General features: G+C 71.0%; 16 protein-coding genes. 10 read left to right on the top strand and 6 right to left on the bottom strand.

Features of this window, described 5'->3' with window-relative positions:
* Nucleotides 1-28 precede the first annotated feature (28 nt).
* From ACGFYN_RS42235 to ACGFYN_RS42210, 6 genes are all read left to right on the top strand, one after another.
* Entirely contained in the window at nucleotides 29-778 is a 750-nt protein-coding gene (locus ACGFYN_RS42235) for an SDR family oxidoreductase (protein WP_393871330.1), read from the top strand.
* 53 nt (nucleotides 779-831) lie between these two features.
* Nucleotides 832-1,734 (top strand): SDR family oxidoreductase, encoded by a 903-nt coding sequence (locus ACGFYN_RS42230; protein WP_393871329.1) that lies wholly within the window; start codon nucleotides 832-834, stop codon nucleotides 1,732-1,734.
* Between the two features lie 70 nt (nucleotides 1,735-1,804).
* A complete protein-coding gene (gene ligD, locus ACGFYN_RS42225; protein ID WP_393871328.1) occupies nucleotides 1,805-2,785 on the top strand; it encodes a non-homologous end-joining DNA ligase in 981 nt (326 codons plus the stop codon).
* Nucleotides 2,786-2,992: 207 nt separating this feature from the next.
* Nucleotides 2,993-3,700 (top strand): NPP1 family protein, encoded by a 708-nt coding sequence (locus ACGFYN_RS42220; protein ID WP_393871327.1) that lies wholly within the window; start codon nucleotides 2,993-2,995, stop codon nucleotides 3,698-3,700.
* 196 nt (nucleotides 3,701-3,896) lie between these two features.
* Entirely contained in the window at nucleotides 3,897-5,336 is a 1,440-nt protein-coding gene (locus ACGFYN_RS42215; protein WP_393871326.1) for a hypothetical protein, read from the top strand.
* A 71-nt stretch (nucleotides 5,337-5,407) separates the two neighbouring features.
* On the top strand, nucleotides 5,408-6,424 hold the full coding sequence (locus ACGFYN_RS42210; RefSeq protein WP_393871325.1) for a questin oxidase family protein: 1,017 nt from the start codon (nucleotides 5,408-5,410) through the stop codon (nucleotides 6,422-6,424).
* 67 nt (nucleotides 6,425-6,491) lie between these two features.
* Here the strand turns inward: ACGFYN_RS42210 and ACGFYN_RS42205 are convergent, their stop codons facing one another.
* The 3 genes from ACGFYN_RS42205 to ACGFYN_RS42195 form a co-directional block, all read right to left on the bottom strand.
* Complete coding sequence (locus ACGFYN_RS42205; RefSeq protein ID WP_393871324.1) at nucleotides 6,492-8,678, bottom strand: MMPL family transporter; 2,187 nt, start codon at nucleotides 8,676-8,678, stop codon at nucleotides 6,492-6,494.
* A 232-nt stretch (nucleotides 8,679-8,910) separates the two neighbouring features.
* Nucleotides 8,911-9,393: a flavin reductase family protein gene (locus ACGFYN_RS42200; RefSeq protein ID WP_393871323.1), complete on the bottom strand. Its 483-nt coding sequence runs from the start codon at nucleotides 9,391-9,393 to the stop codon at nucleotides 8,911-8,913.
* 198 nt (nucleotides 9,394-9,591) lie between these two features.
* On the bottom strand, nucleotides 9,592-10,473 hold the full coding sequence (locus tag ACGFYN_RS42195; RefSeq protein WP_393871322.1) for an oxidoreductase: 882 nt from the start codon (nucleotides 10,471-10,473) through the stop codon (nucleotides 9,592-9,594).
* Nucleotides 10,474-10,609: 136 nt separating this feature from the next.
* Between ACGFYN_RS42195 and ACGFYN_RS42190 the strand changes: the two genes are divergently transcribed.
* Entirely contained in the window at nucleotides 10,610-11,458 is an 849-nt protein-coding gene (locus ACGFYN_RS42190) for a helix-turn-helix domain-containing protein (RefSeq protein ID WP_393871321.1), read from the top strand.
* A 344-nt stretch (nucleotides 11,459-11,802) separates the two neighbouring features.
* Here the strand turns inward: ACGFYN_RS42190 and ACGFYN_RS42185 are convergent, their stop codons facing one another.
* The 3 genes from ACGFYN_RS42185 to ACGFYN_RS42175 form a co-directional block, all read right to left on the bottom strand.
* A complete protein-coding gene (locus ACGFYN_RS42185; RefSeq protein WP_393871320.1) occupies nucleotides 11,803-13,161 on the bottom strand; it encodes an MFS transporter in 1,359 nt (452 codons plus the stop codon).
* Nucleotides 13,162-13,263: 102 nt separating this feature from the next.
* Nucleotides 13,264-14,739, bottom strand: coding sequence for an NAD-dependent succinate-semialdehyde dehydrogenase (locus ACGFYN_RS42180; protein ID WP_393871319.1), 1,476 nt, complete (start codon nucleotides 14,737-14,739; stop codon nucleotides 13,264-13,266).
* Between the two features lie 328 nt (nucleotides 14,740-15,067).
* Nucleotides 15,068-15,865 (bottom strand): IclR family transcriptional regulator, encoded by a 798-nt coding sequence (locus ACGFYN_RS42175; protein ID WP_393871318.1) that lies wholly within the window; start codon nucleotides 15,863-15,865, stop codon nucleotides 15,068-15,070.
* Between the two features lie 204 nt (nucleotides 15,866-16,069).
* On the opposite strand from ACGFYN_RS42175, the gene fae reads away from it, so the two are divergent.
* Genes fae through ACGFYN_RS42160 form a run of 3 tightly spaced genes read left to right on the top strand, consistent with a single transcriptional unit; the run spans nucleotide 16,070 to nucleotide 19,232 of the window.
* Nucleotides 16,070-16,606, top strand: a complete 537-nt coding sequence (fae, locus tag ACGFYN_RS42170; protein ID WP_393871317.1) for a formaldehyde-activating enzyme — start codon at nucleotides 16,070-16,072, stop codon at nucleotides 16,604-16,606.
* Entirely contained in the window at nucleotides 16,603-17,715 is a 1,113-nt protein-coding gene (locus tag ACGFYN_RS42165; RefSeq protein WP_393871316.1) for a mandelate racemase/muconate lactonizing enzyme family protein, read from the top strand. The genes fae and ACGFYN_RS42165 overlap by 4 nt, the downstream gene beginning before the upstream one ends.
* Complete coding sequence (locus tag ACGFYN_RS42160) at nucleotides 17,712-19,232, top strand: aldehyde dehydrogenase (protein WP_393871315.1); 1,521 nt, start codon at nucleotides 17,712-17,714, stop codon at nucleotides 19,230-19,232. Before ACGFYN_RS42165 ends, ACGFYN_RS42160 begins: the two co-directional genes overlap by 4 nt.
* Nucleotides 19,233-19,307 lie beyond the last annotated feature (75 nt).

Here is a 19,307-nt window from a genome sequence, read left to right as displayed (position 1 = left end):
CAAGGCGACTCGAGCGAAGGATGCAGCCATGACCACTCACCCCCACACGGACCAGCGCGTCGCGATCGTGACGGGCGGATCGCGAGGCATCGGACGGCAGGTGGCCCAGCGGCTCGCCGCCGACGGGTTCGCCGTCGCGGTCGGATACGCGGGCAACAAGGACGCGGCCGAGGACGTCGTCCGCACCATCGAGGCAGCGGGCGGCACCGCCTTCGCCGCCCGCGCGGACGTCGGCGACGAGAGCGAGGTCGCCGCCCTGTTCGACCGGACGGAGGCCGCGTACGGCGGCGTGGACGCGGTGGTGCACGCGGCCGGGCGTATGCCCCTGTCCCCCGTCGCCGAGCTCGACCTCGATGAGCTCGACTCCCTGTACCGCACCAACATCCGCGGCACCTTCGTCGTCGACCAGCAGGCGGCACGCCGGCTGCGCCCGGGAGGAGCGCTCGTCAACTTCTCCTCGTCGGTGGTCGGTCTGGCCTTCCCCGGCTACGGCCCCTACGCCGCGAGCAAGGGAGCCGTGGAGGCGCTCACCCTGATCCTCGCCCGCGAGCTGCGCGGCCGTGACGTGACGGTGAACGCGGTGGCGCCCGGCCCCACCGCCACCGACCTCTTCCTCGACGGCAAGGACGAGGAGACGGTCGCCCGGCTGGCCGCACAGCCGCCGCTGGAGCGCCTGGGCACGCCGGACGACATCGCCAACGTCGTGTCCTTCCTCGCCGGCCCCGAGGGCCACTGGGTCAACGGCCAGGTCCTCCGGGCCAACGGCGGCATCATCTGACGGCGCGCCGCCCTTCGAGCGACCGAGACATCGAGCATTCGAGAGGAACAGTCATGAGCGACAGCAAGGTCATTCTCGTCACCGGCGCCTCCAGTGGATTCGGCGCACTCACCGTCCGCGCGCTCGCCGGGCGCGGGCACACGGTCTACGCGGGCATGCGGGCCCTGGACACGCGTAACGCCCGTGCCGCCGCCGACCTGGCCGCCCACGCCGACGAGCACGGGGTCGACCTGCGCGCGGTGGAGCTGGACGTGACCCGGCAGGACAGCGCGGACGCGGCCGTCGCGCGCATCGTCGACGAGCAGGGGCGCCTCGACGTCCTGATCCACAACGCCGGCCACATGGTGCTCGGCCCCGCCGAAGCCTTCACCCCCGAGCAGCTGGCGGACGTCTACGACACCAATGTGCTCGGCACCCAGCGCGTCAACCGGGCGGCCCTGCCACAGCTGCGCGGCCAGGGGCAGGGGCACGTCGTGTGGATCGGCTCCTCCAGCACACGCGGCGGCACCCCGCCCTTCCTCGCGCCGTACTTCGCGGCGAAGGCCGCCATGGACGCGCTCGCGGTGAGCTACGCCGCCGAGCTCATACGGTTCGGGATCGACACCTCGATCGTGGTGCCGGGCGCCTTCACCTCGGGCACGAACCACTTCGCCCACGCCGGTACGCCGGCCGACACCGGGCGTGCCGCCGTCTACGACGCGAAGTACAAGGCGCTGATGGCCGACGTGAACGAGCGGCTGGCCGGGCTCATGCCACCGGGCGCCGATGTCGCGGACGTGGCGAAGGCCGTCGTGCGGACCGTCGAACTGCCGCCCGGCGAGCGGCCGTTCCGGGTCCATGCGGACCCGAGCCGGGACGGCAGCGAGGTCGTCTCCGCCGTGGCCGACCGCATACGGGTGGAGTTCTTCCGCCGGGTCGGTCTCGAGGACCTGCTGACTCCGGCGAGCAGTCTGTAGGCAGCGCCGTTCAGGGGAAACCGACGGGCGGGACGAATGGCGACGGGCCGCGGCGTCGACACCTCACCCCGTGACGCTCCCCCTGATCCCGCCCATGCTCGCCACATCCGGCACCCTGCCGCCCGCCGCGCAGGACGCCCGCTGGGCCTATGAGACCAAGCAGGACGGCCAGCGCGTGGTGGCCTACCTCGCGGGTGACGGCAGCCTCCGGCTGCGGGCCCGGTCCGGTGAGGACATCACCGCCGCGTATCCCGAGCTGCGGCCACTCGGCACGGCAGTCGGGGCGGCGCCGGCCGTGCTGGACGGGGAGGTTCTGGCGCTGGACGAAGAGGGCCGAGCCGACTTCCAGTTGCTCCAGTCCCGAATGGGCCTCGCCCACTCCCCCGCCAAGGCCGCGCGTCAGGCGGCGAAGGTACCCGTCCACCTCGTGCTGTTCGACGTGATGCATCTGGAAGGCCGCGGACTCACCGGCCAGCCCTACCTGCGACGGCGCCGGCGGCTGGAGGAGCTCGGGCTCGACGGGTCCTACTGGTCCACCCCCTCCGCACTGGTCGGACACGGGGAACAGGCCCTGCGAGCCACGGTCGACCACGGGCTGGAGGGCCTGGTCTGCAAGCGGCTGGACTCGGTGTACGAGCCGGGGGTGCGTTCCCGCTCCTGGATCAAGATCCGCAACATGCGGAGCGAGGACGTGATCGTGGGTGGCTGGCTGCCCGGCAAGGGGCGGCTGTCGGGACTGCCCGGCGCCGTCCTGGTCGGGCAGCGGGCGGGCGGACGGCTCCGGTACGTCGGCGGGGTCGGCACCGGCTGGAGCGAGGCCGAGCGGACCCACCTCGCCGGGCTGCTGCGGACGGCGGAGACGGCCGAGTGCCCCTTCGACCCCGTCCCCCCGGTCGCGGGCGCGCGGTGGGTGCTCCCCCGGCTGGTCGGCGAGGTCCGCTACAGCACCCGTACGCGGGCCGGAATGCTGCGGCAGCCGTCCTGGCTGCGGCTGCGGCCCGACCTCTCGCCGGAGGACTCCGCCGCGGATCTGCCCGACGATCTCGGCTGACGCTCTGTCACGGCCCAAGTATTGGGTTGGGCTTCACCACTGGTACGTCTGTCACCTCTTGGCGCGGAAGGGGAAAATCGGGATGCTGAACTCCCTTGCCCCCCACAGCCGTTCGGGTGCGCCCGGACGAAGAGGAGGACGCCGTGGCGTCAGCGAAGTTCAAGGCGAACCGCAGAAGACTGCTGACCGGCCGGTGCGGCCGCTCTCGTGCTTGCGGTTCCCACCGCCGCCTTCGCCGCGCCGCCGCAGGCGCTGCCCGCCAACGCGGAGGCCGCGGAGTTCACCTACCAGCCGGCGTTCGACTACGACACGGACGGCTGCTACTCCACGCCCGCGATCGGCCCGGACGGCACGATCAACGGCGGCCTCAAGCCGACCGGTGCGCTGAACGGCGGGTGCCACGACGCCTCCGACCTCGACAACACCAACAGCTACTCGCGCTACAAATGCAACAACGGCTGGTGCGCGTACATGTACGGCCTGTACTTCGAGAAGGACCAGGCCGTCGCCGGCAGCAGCATCGGCGGGCACCGCAACGACTGGGAGCACGTGGTGATCTGGGTGCAGGACAACCAGGTCAAGTACGTCTCGACCTCGAACCACGGTTCGTTCACCGTGCACGCGACGTCCGAGGTCCGCTTCGAGGGCAGCCACGCGAAGATCGTCTATCACAAGGACGGCATCGGCACGCACTGCTTCCGGCTGGCGAACTCCAACGACGAGCCGCCGGAGAACGACAAGCACACCTGGCAGTACCCGCCGCTGGTGGGCTGGAACGGCTACCCCGCCGGGCTGCGCGACAAGCTGAGCGCCTACGACTTCGGCAGCGCCAACTTCGGCCTGAAGGACAGCAACTTCGCCTCGCACCTGTCGTCGGCGAAGCCGTCCGGGATCACGTTCGACCCGAACGCCTGACGGCGGGACCGCGCACCGGTCCGCGCGTTCCACAGCTCCCGGGGTCATGCTGGCTCCGGAAGCTGTGGAAGGGCGGATCATGCCGGTCTGGAGAGAGACGCGTCGTGCACGGCTGTCGCGGCGGGGCTTCCTGGCCGCGACAGGTCTCCTCGGCCTGGCGGGTGCGGGGGCCCCATCGCGGGGGAACGGCTACACCATGCCCGCCCTCACCTTCACCGGCCCGACCGGCCGACGCAGCCTCGGCGCCCTCTACACGACCGCGGTCACAGCACTGGCCGACACCCACACCATCCACGCCGACCCGTCGGTCTACGACAAGGCGGGGCTGCTGGCGTATCCGCCGGGCACGGTCGTACGGGCCGGCGGCGGGTATCCCGCGCCGCAGCGGTGGACGCGGGACGCGGCCGTCAACGCGTGGAACGCGGCGAGCCTGCTGGCGCCGGCCGTCGGCCGCAACACCCTCTGGTCGGTCGTCGACCGCGGTCCGCGCGGGCCCGTCGTGCAGCAGGACGACCAGTGGTGGGACCAGATGGTGTGGATCCTCGCCGCCCGGAACCACTACCGGATCACGGGCGACCGCGCCTTCCTGGCCGAGGCCGCACACACCGCCGCCAATACCCTGGCCGCACGCCGGGACAGCGACTTCGACGGCGAGCGCGGCCTGTTCCGGGGACCGTCGTTCATGAACGACGGCATCTCCGGCTACCCCAGCCCGCCCGCCGCACCGCACGTACGCTCCTCCTTCGTACTCGACCACCCCGGCACCGAGCGACTGATGTGCCTGTCGACCAACTGCCTCTACTACGGAGCCCATTCGGCGCTGGCGGACATGGCCGACACCCTCGGTCAGCCGGAGCGGGCGCAGTCCCTGCGGACGGACGCGGCGCGCCTGCGCGAGGCGGTGCATCGGTGGCTGTGGCGCGAGGAGGCAGGCACGTACGCCTATCTCCTCCATGACGACGGCACCGTCGACACCTCCCAGGAAGGCGCCGGTCTCGCCCTCGCCCTGCTGTGCGGAGTGGCCGACCGCAGGCGGGCGCGCCTGGTCCTCGACAGCACCCACCGGCAGCCGCACGGCATCGTCAACGTCTGGCCGCACTTCTCGCGCTTCGACGACAGCAGACCGGGACGGCACAACGTCATGGTGTGGCCCATGGTCCACGGGCTCTACGGCAACGCCGCCGCCGAGGCGGGCCGCACGGACCTGTTCGCGCGCTCGGTCGAGCAGCTCGCCTGTCTGGTAGCGGGTAGCGGCGACGGCTTCTACGAGCTGTACGACTCCAACAGTGGTGCCGTGGACGGAGGTTGGCAGGAGGGCGGCAGCGGGAGGGCCGAGCACTTCGACTCGGAGCCCGATCAGACCTGGTCGGTCACGGCGTATCTGCGGCTGATGCACGACGGACTGTTCGGGCTGGCCTTCGCCGAGGACGCCGTACGGCTGCGGCCGTGTCTGCCACCGCACTGGGGGCCGGTGAGCCTGCACGGCCTGCGCTACCGGGACATGACCCTCGACATCTTCCTGAGCGGCGGCGGAAGCCGGGTGCGCTCCTGCGCGATCGACGGGCGGCCGGCCCAACCCGTGGTCCGTGCCGACGGAACCGGACATCACACAGTGGACCTGGTCCTCGAGGTCTAGGCCCCTAGGCGTGCCCGGCCTGGTTCCCGCGCCCGATCCGCTGCCGCGCGGCGCTGCCTAGCGTCGACCGCATGGAGACGAGCGACACGAGCGGACAGCTCGAAGAAGCCCTGGAACGGGTCCATGCGACGGGACCGGAGCGCCTCGGCCGGCTCTCCAACCACGCCCCGATGGTCGTCGAGGCCCTCGCCGCACGCGGGCAGGCGGGATCGGTGCACCGCTGGCTGGACCTGTACCGCAGCAAGCTCGAGGACTTCCCGGACCGGGTGGCACCCGTCACGGAGGTCAACTGGCCCTCGGCGCTGGGTGATGTGCGCCGGGCCGCCGACTGGATCGACCACTTCACCCGTGCCCTCGGCGAGAGTCCCTGGAAGAGCGTCCTCGCCGAGTGGTGGCCGCGCCTGCTGCCAGGCATGTACGGCGGGGCAACGCATCCGGTCATACGGGTTGGCCATGCCGTACGCACCCTGGAGACCGGCGAGAACGCCCCTCGCCGCGCCGAACTCGCCCACGCCCTGGGCTACTGGGCCGCCCGCCACCACACCGTCACCGGCGTCACCTCCCTGCCTGCGGCGCCGACGGCCGCGGCGTCCCTGGACGCCGTCCCCCCGATCCCCGAGGGGCATCAAGGATTTCCGGCGCGGCTCGCCGCCGTACGCCAACTCCCTTTGTGGGCAACGGATGTGGCCGAACCCGACGCCGCCCGGGAGCGGCTCACCGAACTGGTGGCGGCCGCGACACACCGGTACGCGACGCACGGCCACGGGGAGGAGACCATGCTCGTGCACGCGGCGACCGCCCCCAACGCCGTACTGCGGACCTTGGGTTCGCTGCCGAGAGAGCTGTGGGCGCCGAGTCTGCACGCTGCGTGGACGGCGTCAGCGGCGGTCACCGCGATGTACGCGCCGGCCGAACCGGTCGACTACCGGCCTGCGGCGCGGCTGAGCCCGGAGGAGGTCGTGGAGCGGGCGCTCGCGCACGGCGACGAGCATGTCATCAAGTTCACCGACACGGCCCTGGACGTCGGTGACGATCAGGCACTCGCGGCGGCCCAGCGGGCGATCGAACTGAGCGTTCCGCTGGTCTGACCGCGGAAAGCGGAAACAGGTCTGCCGGGCGCTGTGGCCCGGCAGACCTGTTGCGTCACGCCGGTGGCTAGCGGCGGCGCGCCGCCGGGTCGTGGTCGGCCGACTCCGCGCCTCCGGAGACCGGAGCGGAGCCGGCCGATCCGGCGCCCGCACCGGCGGGCACCTCTACCCGGTCGGCGTGCCCCGGCCACCAGGCCGCATGGCCGATGAGCGCGGTGAGGCTGGGCGTGAAGAACATCGCCATCACGAAGGCGGCGACCGCGATGCCGAAGGAGACGGCGAAGCCCATCTCCGTGAGCAGCGCGTTGCCGGCCAGCATCATCGTGGCGAAGGTCGCCGCCAGGATGAATCCCGCCGCGGCCACGGTGGGACCCGCGTGCCGCAGTGCCATGCCGGCCGCCTCCCGCGGTTCGCGGCCCTCGCGGGCCTCCTCCCGCAATCGGGCGATCATGAGGATGTTGTAGTCGGTGCCGATGGCGACCACGAACAGATACATGATCACCGGGAGCATGAACATGAGCCCCGAGTGCCCCTGCGCCCCCTGGAAGATCCAGACGGTGGCGCCGAGGGTGGCGCCGAAGCCGAGACCCACCGAGGCCATCAGGTACCAGGGTGCGACCACGCTCCGCAGCAGCAGGCCCAGGATCACCATGATCAGTAGGGCGGCCGCGGGGAAGACGGTCCGGTAGTCGTGGTTGACCGCCGTGTCGATGTCCTTGTAGATCGAGGACATGCCCCCGACGAGGGCCTCGGTGCCGTTCGGGGTGTTGGCGTGCGCGACGTCGCGCACCCGGCCCACGGCCTCGATGGCCTTGTCCGTGGACGCCTCGTACTTGAGCGTGACGGTGAAGTCCGCGGTGGTTCCCGCCTTGTTGACCTGGGTCATCCGGGCGTTCGCGACACCGTCCACCGCCCCGAGCTTCTGCGCGTACGCGCCGAAGGCCGACTTGTCGAGCGGCTTGCCGTCACTACTGGAGAGGTAGACGTCGGTGGGCGCGGCCGCGCCCGCCGAGTACGCCTTCTGCATCTCGTCCTGGACGACCATCGACTCCTTGGTCTTGGGCATGGAGCCGGACGCGAGGTCGAAGGTGGCGTTGTAGCCGAAGATGCCCAGCGAGAGTGCGACCAGGACGAGACCGGACAGCCCCGCGGTGAGGGCGGGGCGTCGCCGCACCCCGCGGCCGAGGGCGGCGAAACGGGCGTTCTCCGGCTCCCGCTGCCAGCTCTTGGAGGGCCAGAACACCTTCGGCCCGATCAGCGAGACCACGGCCGGGATCAGGGTCAGACCCGCGATCAGGGTGACCGTGACCGCGATGGCCAGCGCCGGGCCCATCTGCTTGAGGAAGCCGAGCGTGGACAGCACCAGCGCGAGGAAGGCGATGATGACCGCGCCGGCTGCCGAGGCGATGGCCTCTCCGACCCTTCCGACGGCGTTGATCATGGCCAGCTTGGGTTCGTCGCCGGCGCGCAGGCGTTCTCGATATCGGAAGATCAGGAACAGGAAGTAGTCCGTGCCCACGCCGAACAGCACCACGATCAGGATCGACGAGATCGAGCTGTTGGCCTGGAGGTCGAACAGCTTGGTGGCATACGCGATCAGCCCGTTGGCGATCGCCGAGACCACTCCGATCAGGAGCAGCGGGAGGATGGCCAGGATCGGCGCCCGGAAGATGATCAGCAGCGTGATCAGGATGATCGCGAAGGTACCGATACCGATCAGGGCCTGACCGCGCTTGGACGAATCCTGCTGGTCCAGTGCCTGGGCGGCCGATCCGCCGAGCTTGGCCTCCAGATCGGTGCCCTTGGTCAGCTGCTTGACGTCGTCGCGCAGCACCTTGGCCGCGTCGGCCTGTTTGGGCTGGCCGGCGTTCTTGCTGTCCATCTGGACCAGGGTCATGGAGTACCTGCCGTCCTTGGACGGCCGGCCGGGGACGACCTTCTGCACCTGGTCGATGTGCTTGTCGCCCAGCTCGGTGGTGATCCGGGCGACGTCCTTCTTGTCGGCGGCGGTCAGCTTTCCGCCGTCGGTGCGCTGGTAGAGCGCGATCGCGGACGGGGTGAAGGCGCTGGGGAACGCCTTCGCCTGGAGATCGGCCGCTTTGATGGACTCGTAACTCTTGGGAAGGAAACTGCTCTCGTCGCTGTTCGAGGGCAGGCTCGGGGCGGTGGCGACGATCGCCACCGCGGCGATCAGCCATGCCACGATCGTCCAGACAGGATGTCGGACGACCGTGTTGCCAATTCGTCGGAACATGCGGAAGGTCCTCCTGGGCAGGAAGATCACCGCAGCCCGGGGAGCGGACCCTGGCATCGGCGACCCCGACCGGCACGCACCGCACGCGCCGGTCGAACGGTTGTCTTGGCTCAGATGGTAGTGACCTTGAAATAGATCGCTCAGGGAGGTCCGGAAAATGGCGTGGCGCGCCGGAATCCGTCGCTCCTCCGGTGGGCGGCAGCCGCGGACACCGCGTGATGCCGGGTGGCCGTCATGCCGGGTGACCGGGCGTGATGTCCATGGCGTCGTCGAGCCTCAGCAGAGGACCGTCCGTGCGATCGCGCCATTGCACGGGGCTGAGGACGAATCCGACGTGATCACCACCGTCGACGCGGTCTTCGACGGTGCCCACGAACCAGGCCGCCGCCTCCTCCAGGACGACCGAGCCGCCGTAACCCTCCTTCCACGGCACTTCCGCGAACTTGTCGGTCCGGTCGCCCGTCTCACCACCGAAGAGGGCCGCCGTCGCGTGCTGCTCGCGGGTCAGCAGATGGACGGCCAGGCAGTCGGCGGCGCGGGCGACTCCGTACGTGTGGTTGGCCTTGGAGATCCACACCACGTACCGCACCGGGTCGATGGAGCACTGGGAGGAGAAGCCGACCAGACACCCCGACCGCTCCGCACCCGCCACGGCCGTCACCACACACATGTCGGGGTTAAGCCGGCTCATGAACGCGTCGACGTCGTCCGTCATGTCCCCTCACTCCGGGTCTCACCGCCCCTTGCAGTGCGCACGAGTCCCCCTTCTGCTGCGACTCATGAGAGCAAATCTGGCGCGACTCATGAGAGCAAAGATGCCGCAGTCGGCTCCCGCGTGCCGAGATTTTCGGTCCACGGCCGCCGCACCTGAGGAGACGAGCGAGGGAAGACGCTGCTCATGGGCACCGGCCGCTCAGTCGAGTGGTGCTCCGCCACCGATGGCGTTCAGTTCGGTCAGTGCGTCCGAAGGCAGGTCCAGGCCGGCGCCCGCGATGTTCGCGCGCAGGTGGTCCGCCGAGGATGTGCCGGGGATCAGGAGCATGTTGGGTGAGCGGTGCAGCAGCCAGGCCAGGGCCACGGACATGGGGGTGGAGTCCAGGCGGACGGCGACCTTGTGCAGGCTGTCGGACTGGAGCGGGGACATGCCCCCGAGGGGCCAGTACGGCACATAGGCGATGCCCTGGCGTGCGGTGCTGTCGACCAGGTCGTCGTCCTGCCGGTTGGCGATGTTGTAGAAGTTCTGCACGCACACGACCGGGGCGATCGACTGGGCCTCGGCGAGCTGGTCCGCGCTGACCGTGCTGAGTCCGAGGTGCCGGATCAGACCCTGCTCTCGCAACTCGGCGAGCGCGCCGAACTGTTCGGCGACGGAGCCCGGTTCGGGCGAGTCGAGGCCGCCGACGCGCAGGTTCACCACGTCGAGCGCTTCGAGGCCGAGGCGCCGCAGGTTGTCGTGGACCTGCTGCACCAGCTCGGCCGGGGTGCGGGCGTGTGGCCAGCCGCCCTGCTCGTCGCGGCGGGCGCCGACCTTGGTGACGATGTGCAGGCCGTCCGGGTACGGCGCGAGCGCCTCGCGGATGATCTCGTTGGTGACGCGCGGGCCGTAGAAGTCGGCCGTGTCGATGTGCCGGATGCCGAGTTCGACGGCCGTGCGCAGTACGGCGATCGCCGCGTCGCGGTCCTTGGGCGGACCGAACACGCCCGGCCCCGCCAGCTGCATGGCGCCGTAGCCGAACCGGGTGAGGGTGAGGTCGCCCACGCGGTAGGTGCCGCCGGGCAGCTCGTTGCCTGTCATGGTTCCTTTCCGCTCACCGGCGTCTCCGGGAGCTGATCCGACCGTACGAAGCCGCGGCGGACATAGCCTGTGCCCCGGTCATCCTGGGGGTGACAGGACCAGGCGCGGGCCGCTTCGGGCTCGTAGGATCGAGGGCATGAGCAGGCCGAACGCGCTCGGAGAGTACCTTCGGGCCCGCCGTGAGCTGACCGATCCGGCCGACGCGGGGCTGCCGGTCGTGGGCGTACGCCGCACCCCCGGGCTCCGTCGAGAAGAAGTCGCCACGCTGGCCGGCATCAGCGCCGACTACTACCTCCGCCTGGAGCAGGGCCGGGACCGCAATCCGTCGCCGCAGGTGCTGCAGGCCCTGGCGCGGGTGTTCCGGCTGGACAAGATCGCCACGGAGCATCTGCTGAGCCTGTCCTCGGCGCGCCCGGCCGCACGCCGGCGGCCTCGCCGTGAGGTGGTGCCCGCCGGGATCCTCCGGCTGCTGGACGTGATCAACCTGCCGGCGTTCGTGGAGAGCCGGATGTTCGACGTGCTCGCCGCGAACCGGCTGGCCACCGCGGTGTCACCCAACCTCCGGCCCGGCGTCAACCGGCTGCGGTCGATCTTCCTCGACCCGGCCGAGCAGGAGCTCTACCCGGACTGGGAGAAGACGGCCGGCGGACTGGTCGCCGGGTTCCGCGCGTCCGTGGGCGGCGACGTCGACGATCCGCGGATCGTGCAGCTCGTCGGTGAACTGTCGCTGGGCAGCGACAAGTTCCGGCGCCTGTGGGCCCGGCACGACGTCACCGCACTGGCCGGAGGCTCGCTACGGCTGCTTCACCCGCAGCTCGGCCGACTCGAACTGGGCCGGGAGAAACTGCCGATCGCCGACTCCGGCGGTCAGATCCTGGCGGTCTACCACGCCGAGCCGGACTCGGAGTCGGCCCGCGCACTCGACTCACTTCGCTCGTCCGTGGCCGCCGAGGCGGACAACTCGTCGGCGGCAGACGCCGGTTAGGCGGTAACGGGGCAGCGGGTTCCCGGAAAGGACCCACGGCGCGCTCACACCACCGTCTTCTCCCGCGCCGTACGCGCCGCCTTCGCCAGGTCCAGGTCCGTGATTTCCGGCGCGCCAGGAACTCGCAGACCGGCCCGCCGACCGCGAGGCCCCCCACGCCAGCCGGGGGATCACACCACCGTCTTCTCCCGCGCCGTACGTGCCGCCTTCGCCAGGTCCAGGTCCGTGGTTTCCGGCGCGCCAGGAACTCGCAGACCAACCCGCCCACCCGACAGGAGCGCACGCCGGCTGGGCGATCACGCCGCCGGGGTCCCGCCCATCGCCGGACAGGGGCCGCGGCGCGCTCACACCACCGTCTTCTCCCGCGCCGTACGTGCCGCATCTGCCAGATCCAGGTCCGTGGTCTCCGGCGCCAGGAACTGGGAGACCAGGCCACCCACCGCGAGGACGCCGGCGCCGACCAGGAGGACGAAGCGGGGGCCGTAGTGGTCGAGGCCCATCGGCAGCAGGAAGGTGCCGATCGCCGCGCCGACCCTGCTCATGGCGGTGGCGAAGCCGACGCCCGTGGCGCGCAGGGAGGTGGGGAAGACCTCCAGCGGGTAGACCGCGGTCAGCGCGCTGGAGGCCGCGTTGAGGAAGATGAAGAAGAGGAAGCCGCAGACGATGACGGGCGTCGAGGACGGCCACACCGCGACCAGCGCGAGACAGCCCGCCGTGATCCAGAACGGCGGGATCAGCAGCCGGCGGCGGCCGATGCGGTCAACGACCAGGCAGCCGGCCGTGACACCGGCGACCGCGGTGAAGGAGTAGACGAGGAGCGCGGCGACCGCGTTGTCCCCCATGTTCAGCGCCTCGAAGACCTGAGTCCAGTACGTGCCGATGGCGAAGTACGGCAGCACGAGCGCGGCCCAGAAGACGCTCGCGAACACCGTGCTGCGAAGGTGCTCCCGGCTGAACAGCGCCCGGAATCCCGCCTGTTGGGTCGCGGCGCGCTCCTCGAGCTCGGCGGAGACGTCGATCTCGATGCCGTACCTCTCGATCAGCGCCTCGGCCTCCTCACGGCGCCCCTTGCTCAGCAGCCAGCGGGCCGACTCGGGGATGCCGCCCCGCAGGGACACGCACACCACGGCGAGGACCGCGCTGCTGGCCAGGGACCAGCGCCAGCCGCCGTCGACGTTCTCGAACAGCGCGCCGACGACCGTGGCGAGCGCGTAACCGACGTACCAGCTGATCTCCAGGCTGGCCAGCAGCCGGCCCCGGCCCTGCTTGGGGGCGTACTCCGACAGCAGCGGGGCGCCGATGGCGTACTCGCCACCGATCGCCACGCCCATCACCAGGCGGATGACGAAGAGTTGGAGGCCGTCGGTGACGAAGAACTGGAGTACCGAACCGACGAGGAAGATCACCATGTCGGCGAGGAACACCGGGCGCCGTCCGAAGCGGTCGGCGAGGCGGCCGAAGAGCGGGCCGCCGATGAAGATGCCGATGAGCGGGGACGCGCCGACCAGCCCCTCCATCAGGGTGGACAGGTGCAGGTCGGTGGTGAGTGCGGCCATGGCCATGCCGATGCCGCCGATGACGTAGCCGTCGATGCCCTCGCCGATCTGGGTGGCGAGCTTCAACTTGGTGTGCAGACGGCGGCGTTCACGCACATGGTCGGGGGCTTCGGTGGTGCTGGGCGGTGTCGCAGGCGTCGTTGCCATGTGCGGTCCTTGTCGTGAGCGGCGGGAGCGGATCGGAAGCCGATGGGGATCGGGGTGGGGACGCGGATCGGGAGGGGGCGGGGAACGGGCTGGAAGGGCAGGTCAGTTGGGCCAGTCAAGGGCGATGTACTGCGTCTCCAGGAAGGCCTCGATGCCCTCGCGGCCACCCTCCCTGCCGAGGCCGGACTGCTTGACGCCGCCGAAGGGGGCCGCGGGGTCGGACAGCAGGCCGCGGTTGACGCCGACCATGCCCGCATCCAGGCGTTCGGCGATGCGCAGGGCACGGCCGACGTCGCGGGAGCAGACGTACGAAGCGAGGCCGTGGACCGTGGCGTTGGCGCGGGTCAGCATCTCGTCCTCGTCGGTGAAGGTGCTGATCGGTGCAACGGGGCCGAAGACCTCCTCGTGGAGGATGCGGGCGTCGTCGGGGACGTCGACGAGGACGGTCGCGGGGTGGAAGTGGCCGGGCCCGTCGGGGACGCTGCCCCACGCGGCGATCCGTGCGCCGCGGGTGACGGCGTCGTCGACGAGGGAGCGGATCTTGTCGACGGCCGCCGCGTTGATCATGGGGCCGAGGGTCACGCCGTCCTCCATGCCGGGCCCGCTGCGTACGGCGGACATGGCGGCACCGAACTTCTCGGTGAAGCCGGCGACGACGTCGGCGTGGACGTAGAACCGGTTTGCGGCGATGCAGACTTCGCCGCCGCCGCGCATCTTGGCGTCCATGGCGGCGTCCACGGCCGCGTCGACGTCGGCGTCCGCGCAGACGACGAAGGGGGCGTTGCCGCCGAGCTCCATGGTCACGTTGACGACGTTCGCGGCGGCCTGCTCCAGCAGAACCTTGCCGGTGGCGGTGGAGCCGGTGAAGGAGAACTTGCGGACCCGGTCGTCGTCCAGCCAGGCCGAGACGACCTCGGGGGCGCGGTCGGTGGGCAGGACGTTCAGCAGTCCGGCGGGCAGGCCGGCCTCGGTGAGCAGTGCGGCGACCGCGAGGGCGGTGAGCGGGGTCTCCGGGGCGGGCTTGAGCAGGACGGGGCACCCGGCCGCCAGCGCGGGGGCGATCTTGCGGGTGGCCATCGCGGCGGGGAAGTTCCACGGCGTGACGAAGGCGGTGACACCGACCGGGTGCCGGCGGACGACGTGCCGGAAGCCACCGCCCGGGGCGTCGCCGAAGGATGAGCCGATGCGTACGGCCTCCTCGGCGAACCAGCGGAAGAACTCGGCCGCGTAGCCGACCTCGGCCAGCGCGTCCCGCAGCGCCTTGCCGTTCTCCAGCACGATGAGGCGGGCGAGCGTGTCCCGGTGCTCCCGCATCAGCGCGAAGGTGTCGTGCAGGATCTCCGAACGGCGGCGGGCAGGCGTCGCACGCCAGCCGGCCGCCGCGGACTGCGCCGCCTCGATCGCCGCGTGGGCGTCCCTCGGTCCCGCCGAGGAGACGTCCCGGATCACCTCGGCGGTGGCCGGGTCGTGCACCGGGTAGGTGCGTCCGTCGGCGGCCGGGAGCCATCGGCCGCCGACGAGGAGGTCGCCGTCCGCGAGCGGGGCCTTGGCCAACAGGTCGATGCCGGCGAGGTTCATGAGCTGCTCTTTTCTCCGTTCCGGACGAAGGCTCGTCCGATGCGCGGTGAATTTACGAGCGCGTCATGGGGCCGACAAGGCCACTCCTGCGGATCGCAACGCGGGTTGCTGTGAGGGCAACTCACCGATCACGCGCGGGAGTACGGCGGACTCTCCGGCCAAGGACGGCAGTACGGCGAACTCCCCGCTCAGCGACGGCGGTAGGGCCTCTCGCCGTTCACGGACAGGACATGGCGGTTCGGCTGATCACGCACGGCAGGAACAGCGGTTCCGCCGATCACACACGGCCGTACGGCTGTCCCGCCGATCACGGACAGGAGTACGACGCTCAGGTGAGCCGTGCCCGCACCGCCGGCGTGCGCCTCGGCTCCCAGCCCAGCAGCATCGAGACGCGTGCCGCCGCCCGGGCCGTCGTGCGTCCCGCCTGGTCGAGGCGCTCGCCCAGCCTGGTCTTCGGGGCGGAGATGTTGATGGCGGCGACGACCCGGCCGCGGAAGTCCCGCACGGGCGCGGACACGCCGACCAGTCCCTCCTCGAACTCCTCGCTCACGCGGACGTAGCCCTGCCGTCTGCCGTCCTGGATGAGGGCCCAGAGGTCCTGGACGGGCATCTCACTGCTGGTGCCGAAGCGGACGTAGAGCTCGTCGGGGGTCGCGTCGGACAGCAGGACGCGGCCCGCGGACAGCTGCCAGGCGGGCACGCCGCGTCCCTCCCAGCCGTGGACGCGGAAGGAGTGGCCCGAGACCGACAGCAGGGTGAGCACCTCGCGGTCGCTGAGCACGCACAGGTGGCTGGTCTCCTCCAGGTCCGCCGACAGGGTGTGCATGACCGGTTCGGCGACGCGCACCAGGCGGCTCTCGGAGGTGCGGGCGACCAGGGAGAACAGGCGCCAGCCCAGGCGGTACTCCAGGGTGTCGGGGTCGCGCTCCACGATGCCCTCGGCCGCCAGCGCCTTCAGCGCCCGGGAGACCTGGGTCTTCTCCCGGCCCACCAGCTGGGCGAGCCGGACCACGCCGAGGCCGCCCGCCTCCTGCGCCTCGTCACTGGCGAGGCCTTCCAGCAGGTCGATGTCACGGCGGAGGCCGTGGCCGCGCGCGGCGGCGGCGGAGTCGGTCACGGCCGTCATCGTATGCCTGGGATCGCTGCGGGGAACGGCCTGGTCAGGCAGGAAGTTGTCAGCAGAGCAACCGGCATTTCGATTCTCGTGACCGCCTTGCGGGCGGGTGGCGCCAGACCTAGATTCGCCGCATCGGGCCGGATGAACTGCACCGAATGCGCGGTTCGTCCCGCCGCAGCCTCCGCCAGACGCCTCACAGTTCCAGGAGTTCCGATGTCCCCCTTTGCAGCGACCGCGCTGATCGGCGAGTCCTTCGTCGGTGACGGTGCGAACGCCGCGCACACGAACGTCGTGATCGGCCGCAAGGGCGGCCCGGTCGAGACGGCCTGGGCGACCGCGCTGGCCACGCCGAGCGCCGGGCACGTGCCGTTCATGACGGTCGTCCGCCCGTCGGTGCCGGTGAAGCCGCTGACCCTGTTCGTGAACAAGGCCGCCGCCACGGGCGAGCTGCACGAGCGCGCCACCTGGGGCTCGGCCCAGGCCGGGCTCGCCCAAGGTGTCCTGGACGCCGTCGCCGGAGACCTGATCCCGGCCGGCGACGCGGACGAGTTGCTGATCATCGCCGCCGTGTGGGTCAACCCGGCCGTCGACGACCTCGACGTGTCCTTCCAGAACCAGCGCGAGGCGGCGTACGGCGCGATCCGGGCCGCCGTGACGGGCATCCCGTCCGTGGCCGACGCACTGGACGCGGCGAAGGCCGGGCCCGCCAACCCCTTCTACACACCCTCGCCGGAGGCCCTGGTCCGATGAAGATCACCGACATCACGCTCGACCGCCTCCGCCTGGAGCTGGACCCGCCGTTCCGCGCGGCCTGGGACCCCGAGCCACGCCGTCACTTCGACGCCACGATCGTCCGCGTGCACACCGACGAGGGGATCACGGGCATCGGCTCCGGTGACCTCATGGACGGGTTCGACAGCTACAAACACCTGTTCGTCGGCGAGGACCCGCTCGACATCACGCGCCACGTCCGCGCGATCGAGACGGCCAACTTCCACGGCGCCCATTACTGGCCGCTGGAGGCGGCCCTGTGGGACGTCATCGGCAAGGTGCACGGCCGCCCGGTGGCGGAGCTGTTCGGCAACACGGCGAAGAAATTGCCCGCCTACGCCTCCTCCGGCGAGCTCAAGTCCCCCGAGGAGCGCGTCGCCACGGCGCTGAAGGTGCGCGAGGCGGGCTTTCGCGCATTGAAGATCCGCATCGACCGGAACCATGTCGACGAGGGCGTCGCGGCGGTGCGGGCCGTGCGCGAGGAGCTCGGCGACGGCTTCGAGATCATGGTCGACCTCAACCAGTCCTGGCGGATGGCGGGCGACACCGCGCCCGCCTCCGACCTCGCCAAGACCCGGAAGACCATCGCCCGGCTCGCCGAACTCGACGTGTTCTGGGTCGAGGAGCCGTTGCCGTACGCCGACCTGGAGGGCTTCAAGCGGCTGCGCGCCGAGAACCCGGGCGTGCGCATCGCCGCCGGCGAGATGCACCACTCCCCCACCGAGCTGATCCGCTACCTGGAGGAGGACGCGCTCGACATCTACCAGATGGACGTGGTGCTCGCGATCGGTATGCAGCGCGCCCGCACCCTGGCCGAGCTGGCGCACCTGAAGCACCGTCAGTTCACCCCGCACAGCTGGACCAACGGCATCGGCGTGCTCGCCAACCTGCACGTCGCGGCGGGCGTCGGCGGCGGCCCCTTCTTCGAGTTCCCCTACGACCCGCCCGGCTGGACCCCCGAGCGCCGGGACTTCATGCTCGCCGAGCCGGTCCGGGTCAACGCCGACGGCTGCCTGGAAGTGCCCGACAGGCCCGGCCTCGGCGTCGAGCTGGACGAGGACGCGATCGACCGCTGGAGGATCAAGTGACGCACACCATCGACGAGTTGCTCCAGAGGTCGTACGAGGAGTGGCAGGCAGCGGCCGACAAACTCACCTTCGACACCCGCCCGTTCATCGACGGCGCCTTCACGGACGCCACGTCCGGCGACAGCTTCCCCAGCGTCTCGCCGCGCGACGGCAAGGTGCTCGCCGAGGTGCAGGCGGCATCCGCCGCGGACGTGGACCGGGCCGTACGGTCCGGTCGTGCCGCCTTCGAGGACGGACGCTGGCGCGACCTCGCGCCGAGGGAACGCAAGCGCATCCTGCTGCGCTGGGCCGAGTTGATCTCCGCTGACGCCGAGGAGCTGGCCCTCCTCGACACCCTGGAGATGGGCAAGCCCATCACCGAGTCGGTGCGGGTGGACGTGGCCAAGGCCGCGGAGACCATCGCCTGGTACGCGGAGGCGATCGACAAGTCCTACGACGAGATCGCACCGACGCCCGGCGACGCGCTGGCGCTGATCACCCGGGAGCCACTGGGCGTCGTGGGTGCGGTCGTCCCCTGGAACTACGCGCTGCTCATCGCCAGTTGGAAGCTCGGCCCGGCGCTCGCCACAGGCAACAGCGTCGTGCTGAAGCCCGCCGAGCAGACCTCTCTCGCGGCACTGCGGCTGGCCGCCCTGGCCACCGAGGCGGGGCTGCCGGACGGCGTCCTGAACGTGGTCCCCGGCCGCGGCGAGGTCGCCGGACAGGCGCTCGGCCGCCATCCCGAGGTCGACAAGATCGCCTTCACCGGCTCCGCGGAGGTCGCCCGGCTGTTCCAGGTGTACGCGGGCGAGTCCAACGGCAAGCAGGTCGCCGTCGAGGCGGGCGGCAAGTCACCCCAACTGGTGCTGGCCGACGCCGACATCGAGGCCGCCGCATCCGCCGTCGCCTGGGGCATCTTCTACAACGCCGGACAGACCTGCAACGCCGGTTCCCGAGTCGTCGTGCACACCTCGGTCAAGGACCAACTCCTGGATGCCGTACGGCGGATCACGTCGGACACCTTCCGCGTCGGCGACCCGCTGGACCCCACCACGGTGATGGGCCCGATCGTCGACGAGTCCCAACTCACCAAGATCCTCGGCTACATCGAGCGCGGCCGGCAGGACGGCGCGACCGTGCTGTTCGGCGGCGGCCGCACCCTCGCCGGCACCGGCGGCAGCTTCGTCGAACCCACGGTCCTGGAGGGCGTGGAGAACACCTCGGTCGTCGGACAGGAGGAGATCTTCGGCCCGGTCCTCGCCGTGGTGTCGTACGACGGCGACGTGGACGAGGGCGTACGACTGGCGAATCAGAGCGACTTCGGGCTGGTCGCCTCGGTGTGGACGCGGGATGTGACCGTCGCCCACCGCACCGCGAGGCGGCTGCGGGCGGGCACCGTCTGGATCAACACCTTCGACGCCAGCGACGTCATCACACCGTTCGGCGGCTTCAAGGCCACCGGCGCGGGCCGCGACAAGTCCCTGCACGCGCTGGACGCGTACACCGCGCTCAAGACCACCTGGATCAACCTCGCCTGAGACGGCGAGCCCCCTGAACCTCCCTCACCCCGAATTCCACCCCGGACTCCACCCAGAATTCCACCCCGAACCGCA

The sequence above is a fragment of the Streptomyces sp. NPDC048419 genome, from assembly GCF_043200415.1.
Lineage (GTDB): Bacteria > Actinomycetota > Actinomycetes > Streptomycetales > Streptomycetaceae > Streptomyces.
Note: the sequence above shows the minus strand (reverse complement) of the source record. Positions and strands in the feature narration are given on the sequence as shown.

Bases quoted from the DNA above. Each gene is read 5' to 3' on its own strand.
- ACGFYN_RS42235 (WP_393871330.1), top strand. From the start codon at position 29: ATGACCACTCACCCCCACACGGACCAGCGCGTCGCGATCGTGACGGGC.
- ACGFYN_RS42230 (WP_393871329.1), top strand. From the start codon at position 832: ATGAGCGACAGCAAGGTCATTCTCGTCACCGGCGCCTCCAGTGGATTC.
- ACGFYN_RS42215 (WP_393871326.1), top strand. From the start codon at position 3,897: ATGCCCGCCCTCACCTTCACCGGCCCGACCGGCCGACGCAGCCTCGGC.
- ACGFYN_RS42210 (WP_393871325.1), top strand. From the start codon at position 5,408: ATGGAGACGAGCGACACGAGCGGACAGCTCGAAGAAGCCCTGGAACGG.
- ACGFYN_RS42205 (WP_393871324.1), bottom strand. From the start codon at position 8,678: ATGTTCCGACGAATTGGCAACACGGTCGTCCGACATCCTGTCTGGACG.
- ACGFYN_RS42200 (WP_393871323.1), bottom strand. From the start codon at position 9,393: ATGACGGACGACGTCGACGCGTTCATGAGCCGGCTTAACCCCGACATG.
- ACGFYN_RS42195 (WP_393871322.1), bottom strand. From the start codon at position 10,473: ATGACAGGCAACGAGCTGCCCGGCGGCACCTACCGCGTGGGCGACCTC.
- ACGFYN_RS42190 (WP_393871321.1), top strand. From the start codon at position 10,610: ATGAGCAGGCCGAACGCGCTCGGAGAGTACCTTCGGGCCCGCCGTGAG.
- ACGFYN_RS42185 (WP_393871320.1), bottom strand. From the start codon at position 13,161: ATGGCAACGACGCCTGCGACACCGCCCAGCACCACCGAAGCCCCCGAC.
- ACGFYN_RS42180 (WP_393871319.1), bottom strand. From the start codon at position 14,739: ATGAACCTCGCCGGCATCGACCTGTTGGCCAAGGCCCCGCTCGCGGAC.
- ACGFYN_RS42175 (WP_393871318.1), bottom strand. From the start codon at position 15,865: ATGACGGCCGTGACCGACTCCGCCGCCGCCGCGCGCGGCCACGGCCTC.
- fae (WP_393871317.1), top strand. From the start codon at position 16,070: ATGTCCCCCTTTGCAGCGACCGCGCTGATCGGCGAGTCCTTCGTCGGT.
- ACGFYN_RS42165 (WP_393871316.1), top strand. From the start codon at position 16,603: ATGAAGATCACCGACATCACGCTCGACCGCCTCCGCCTGGAGCTGGAC.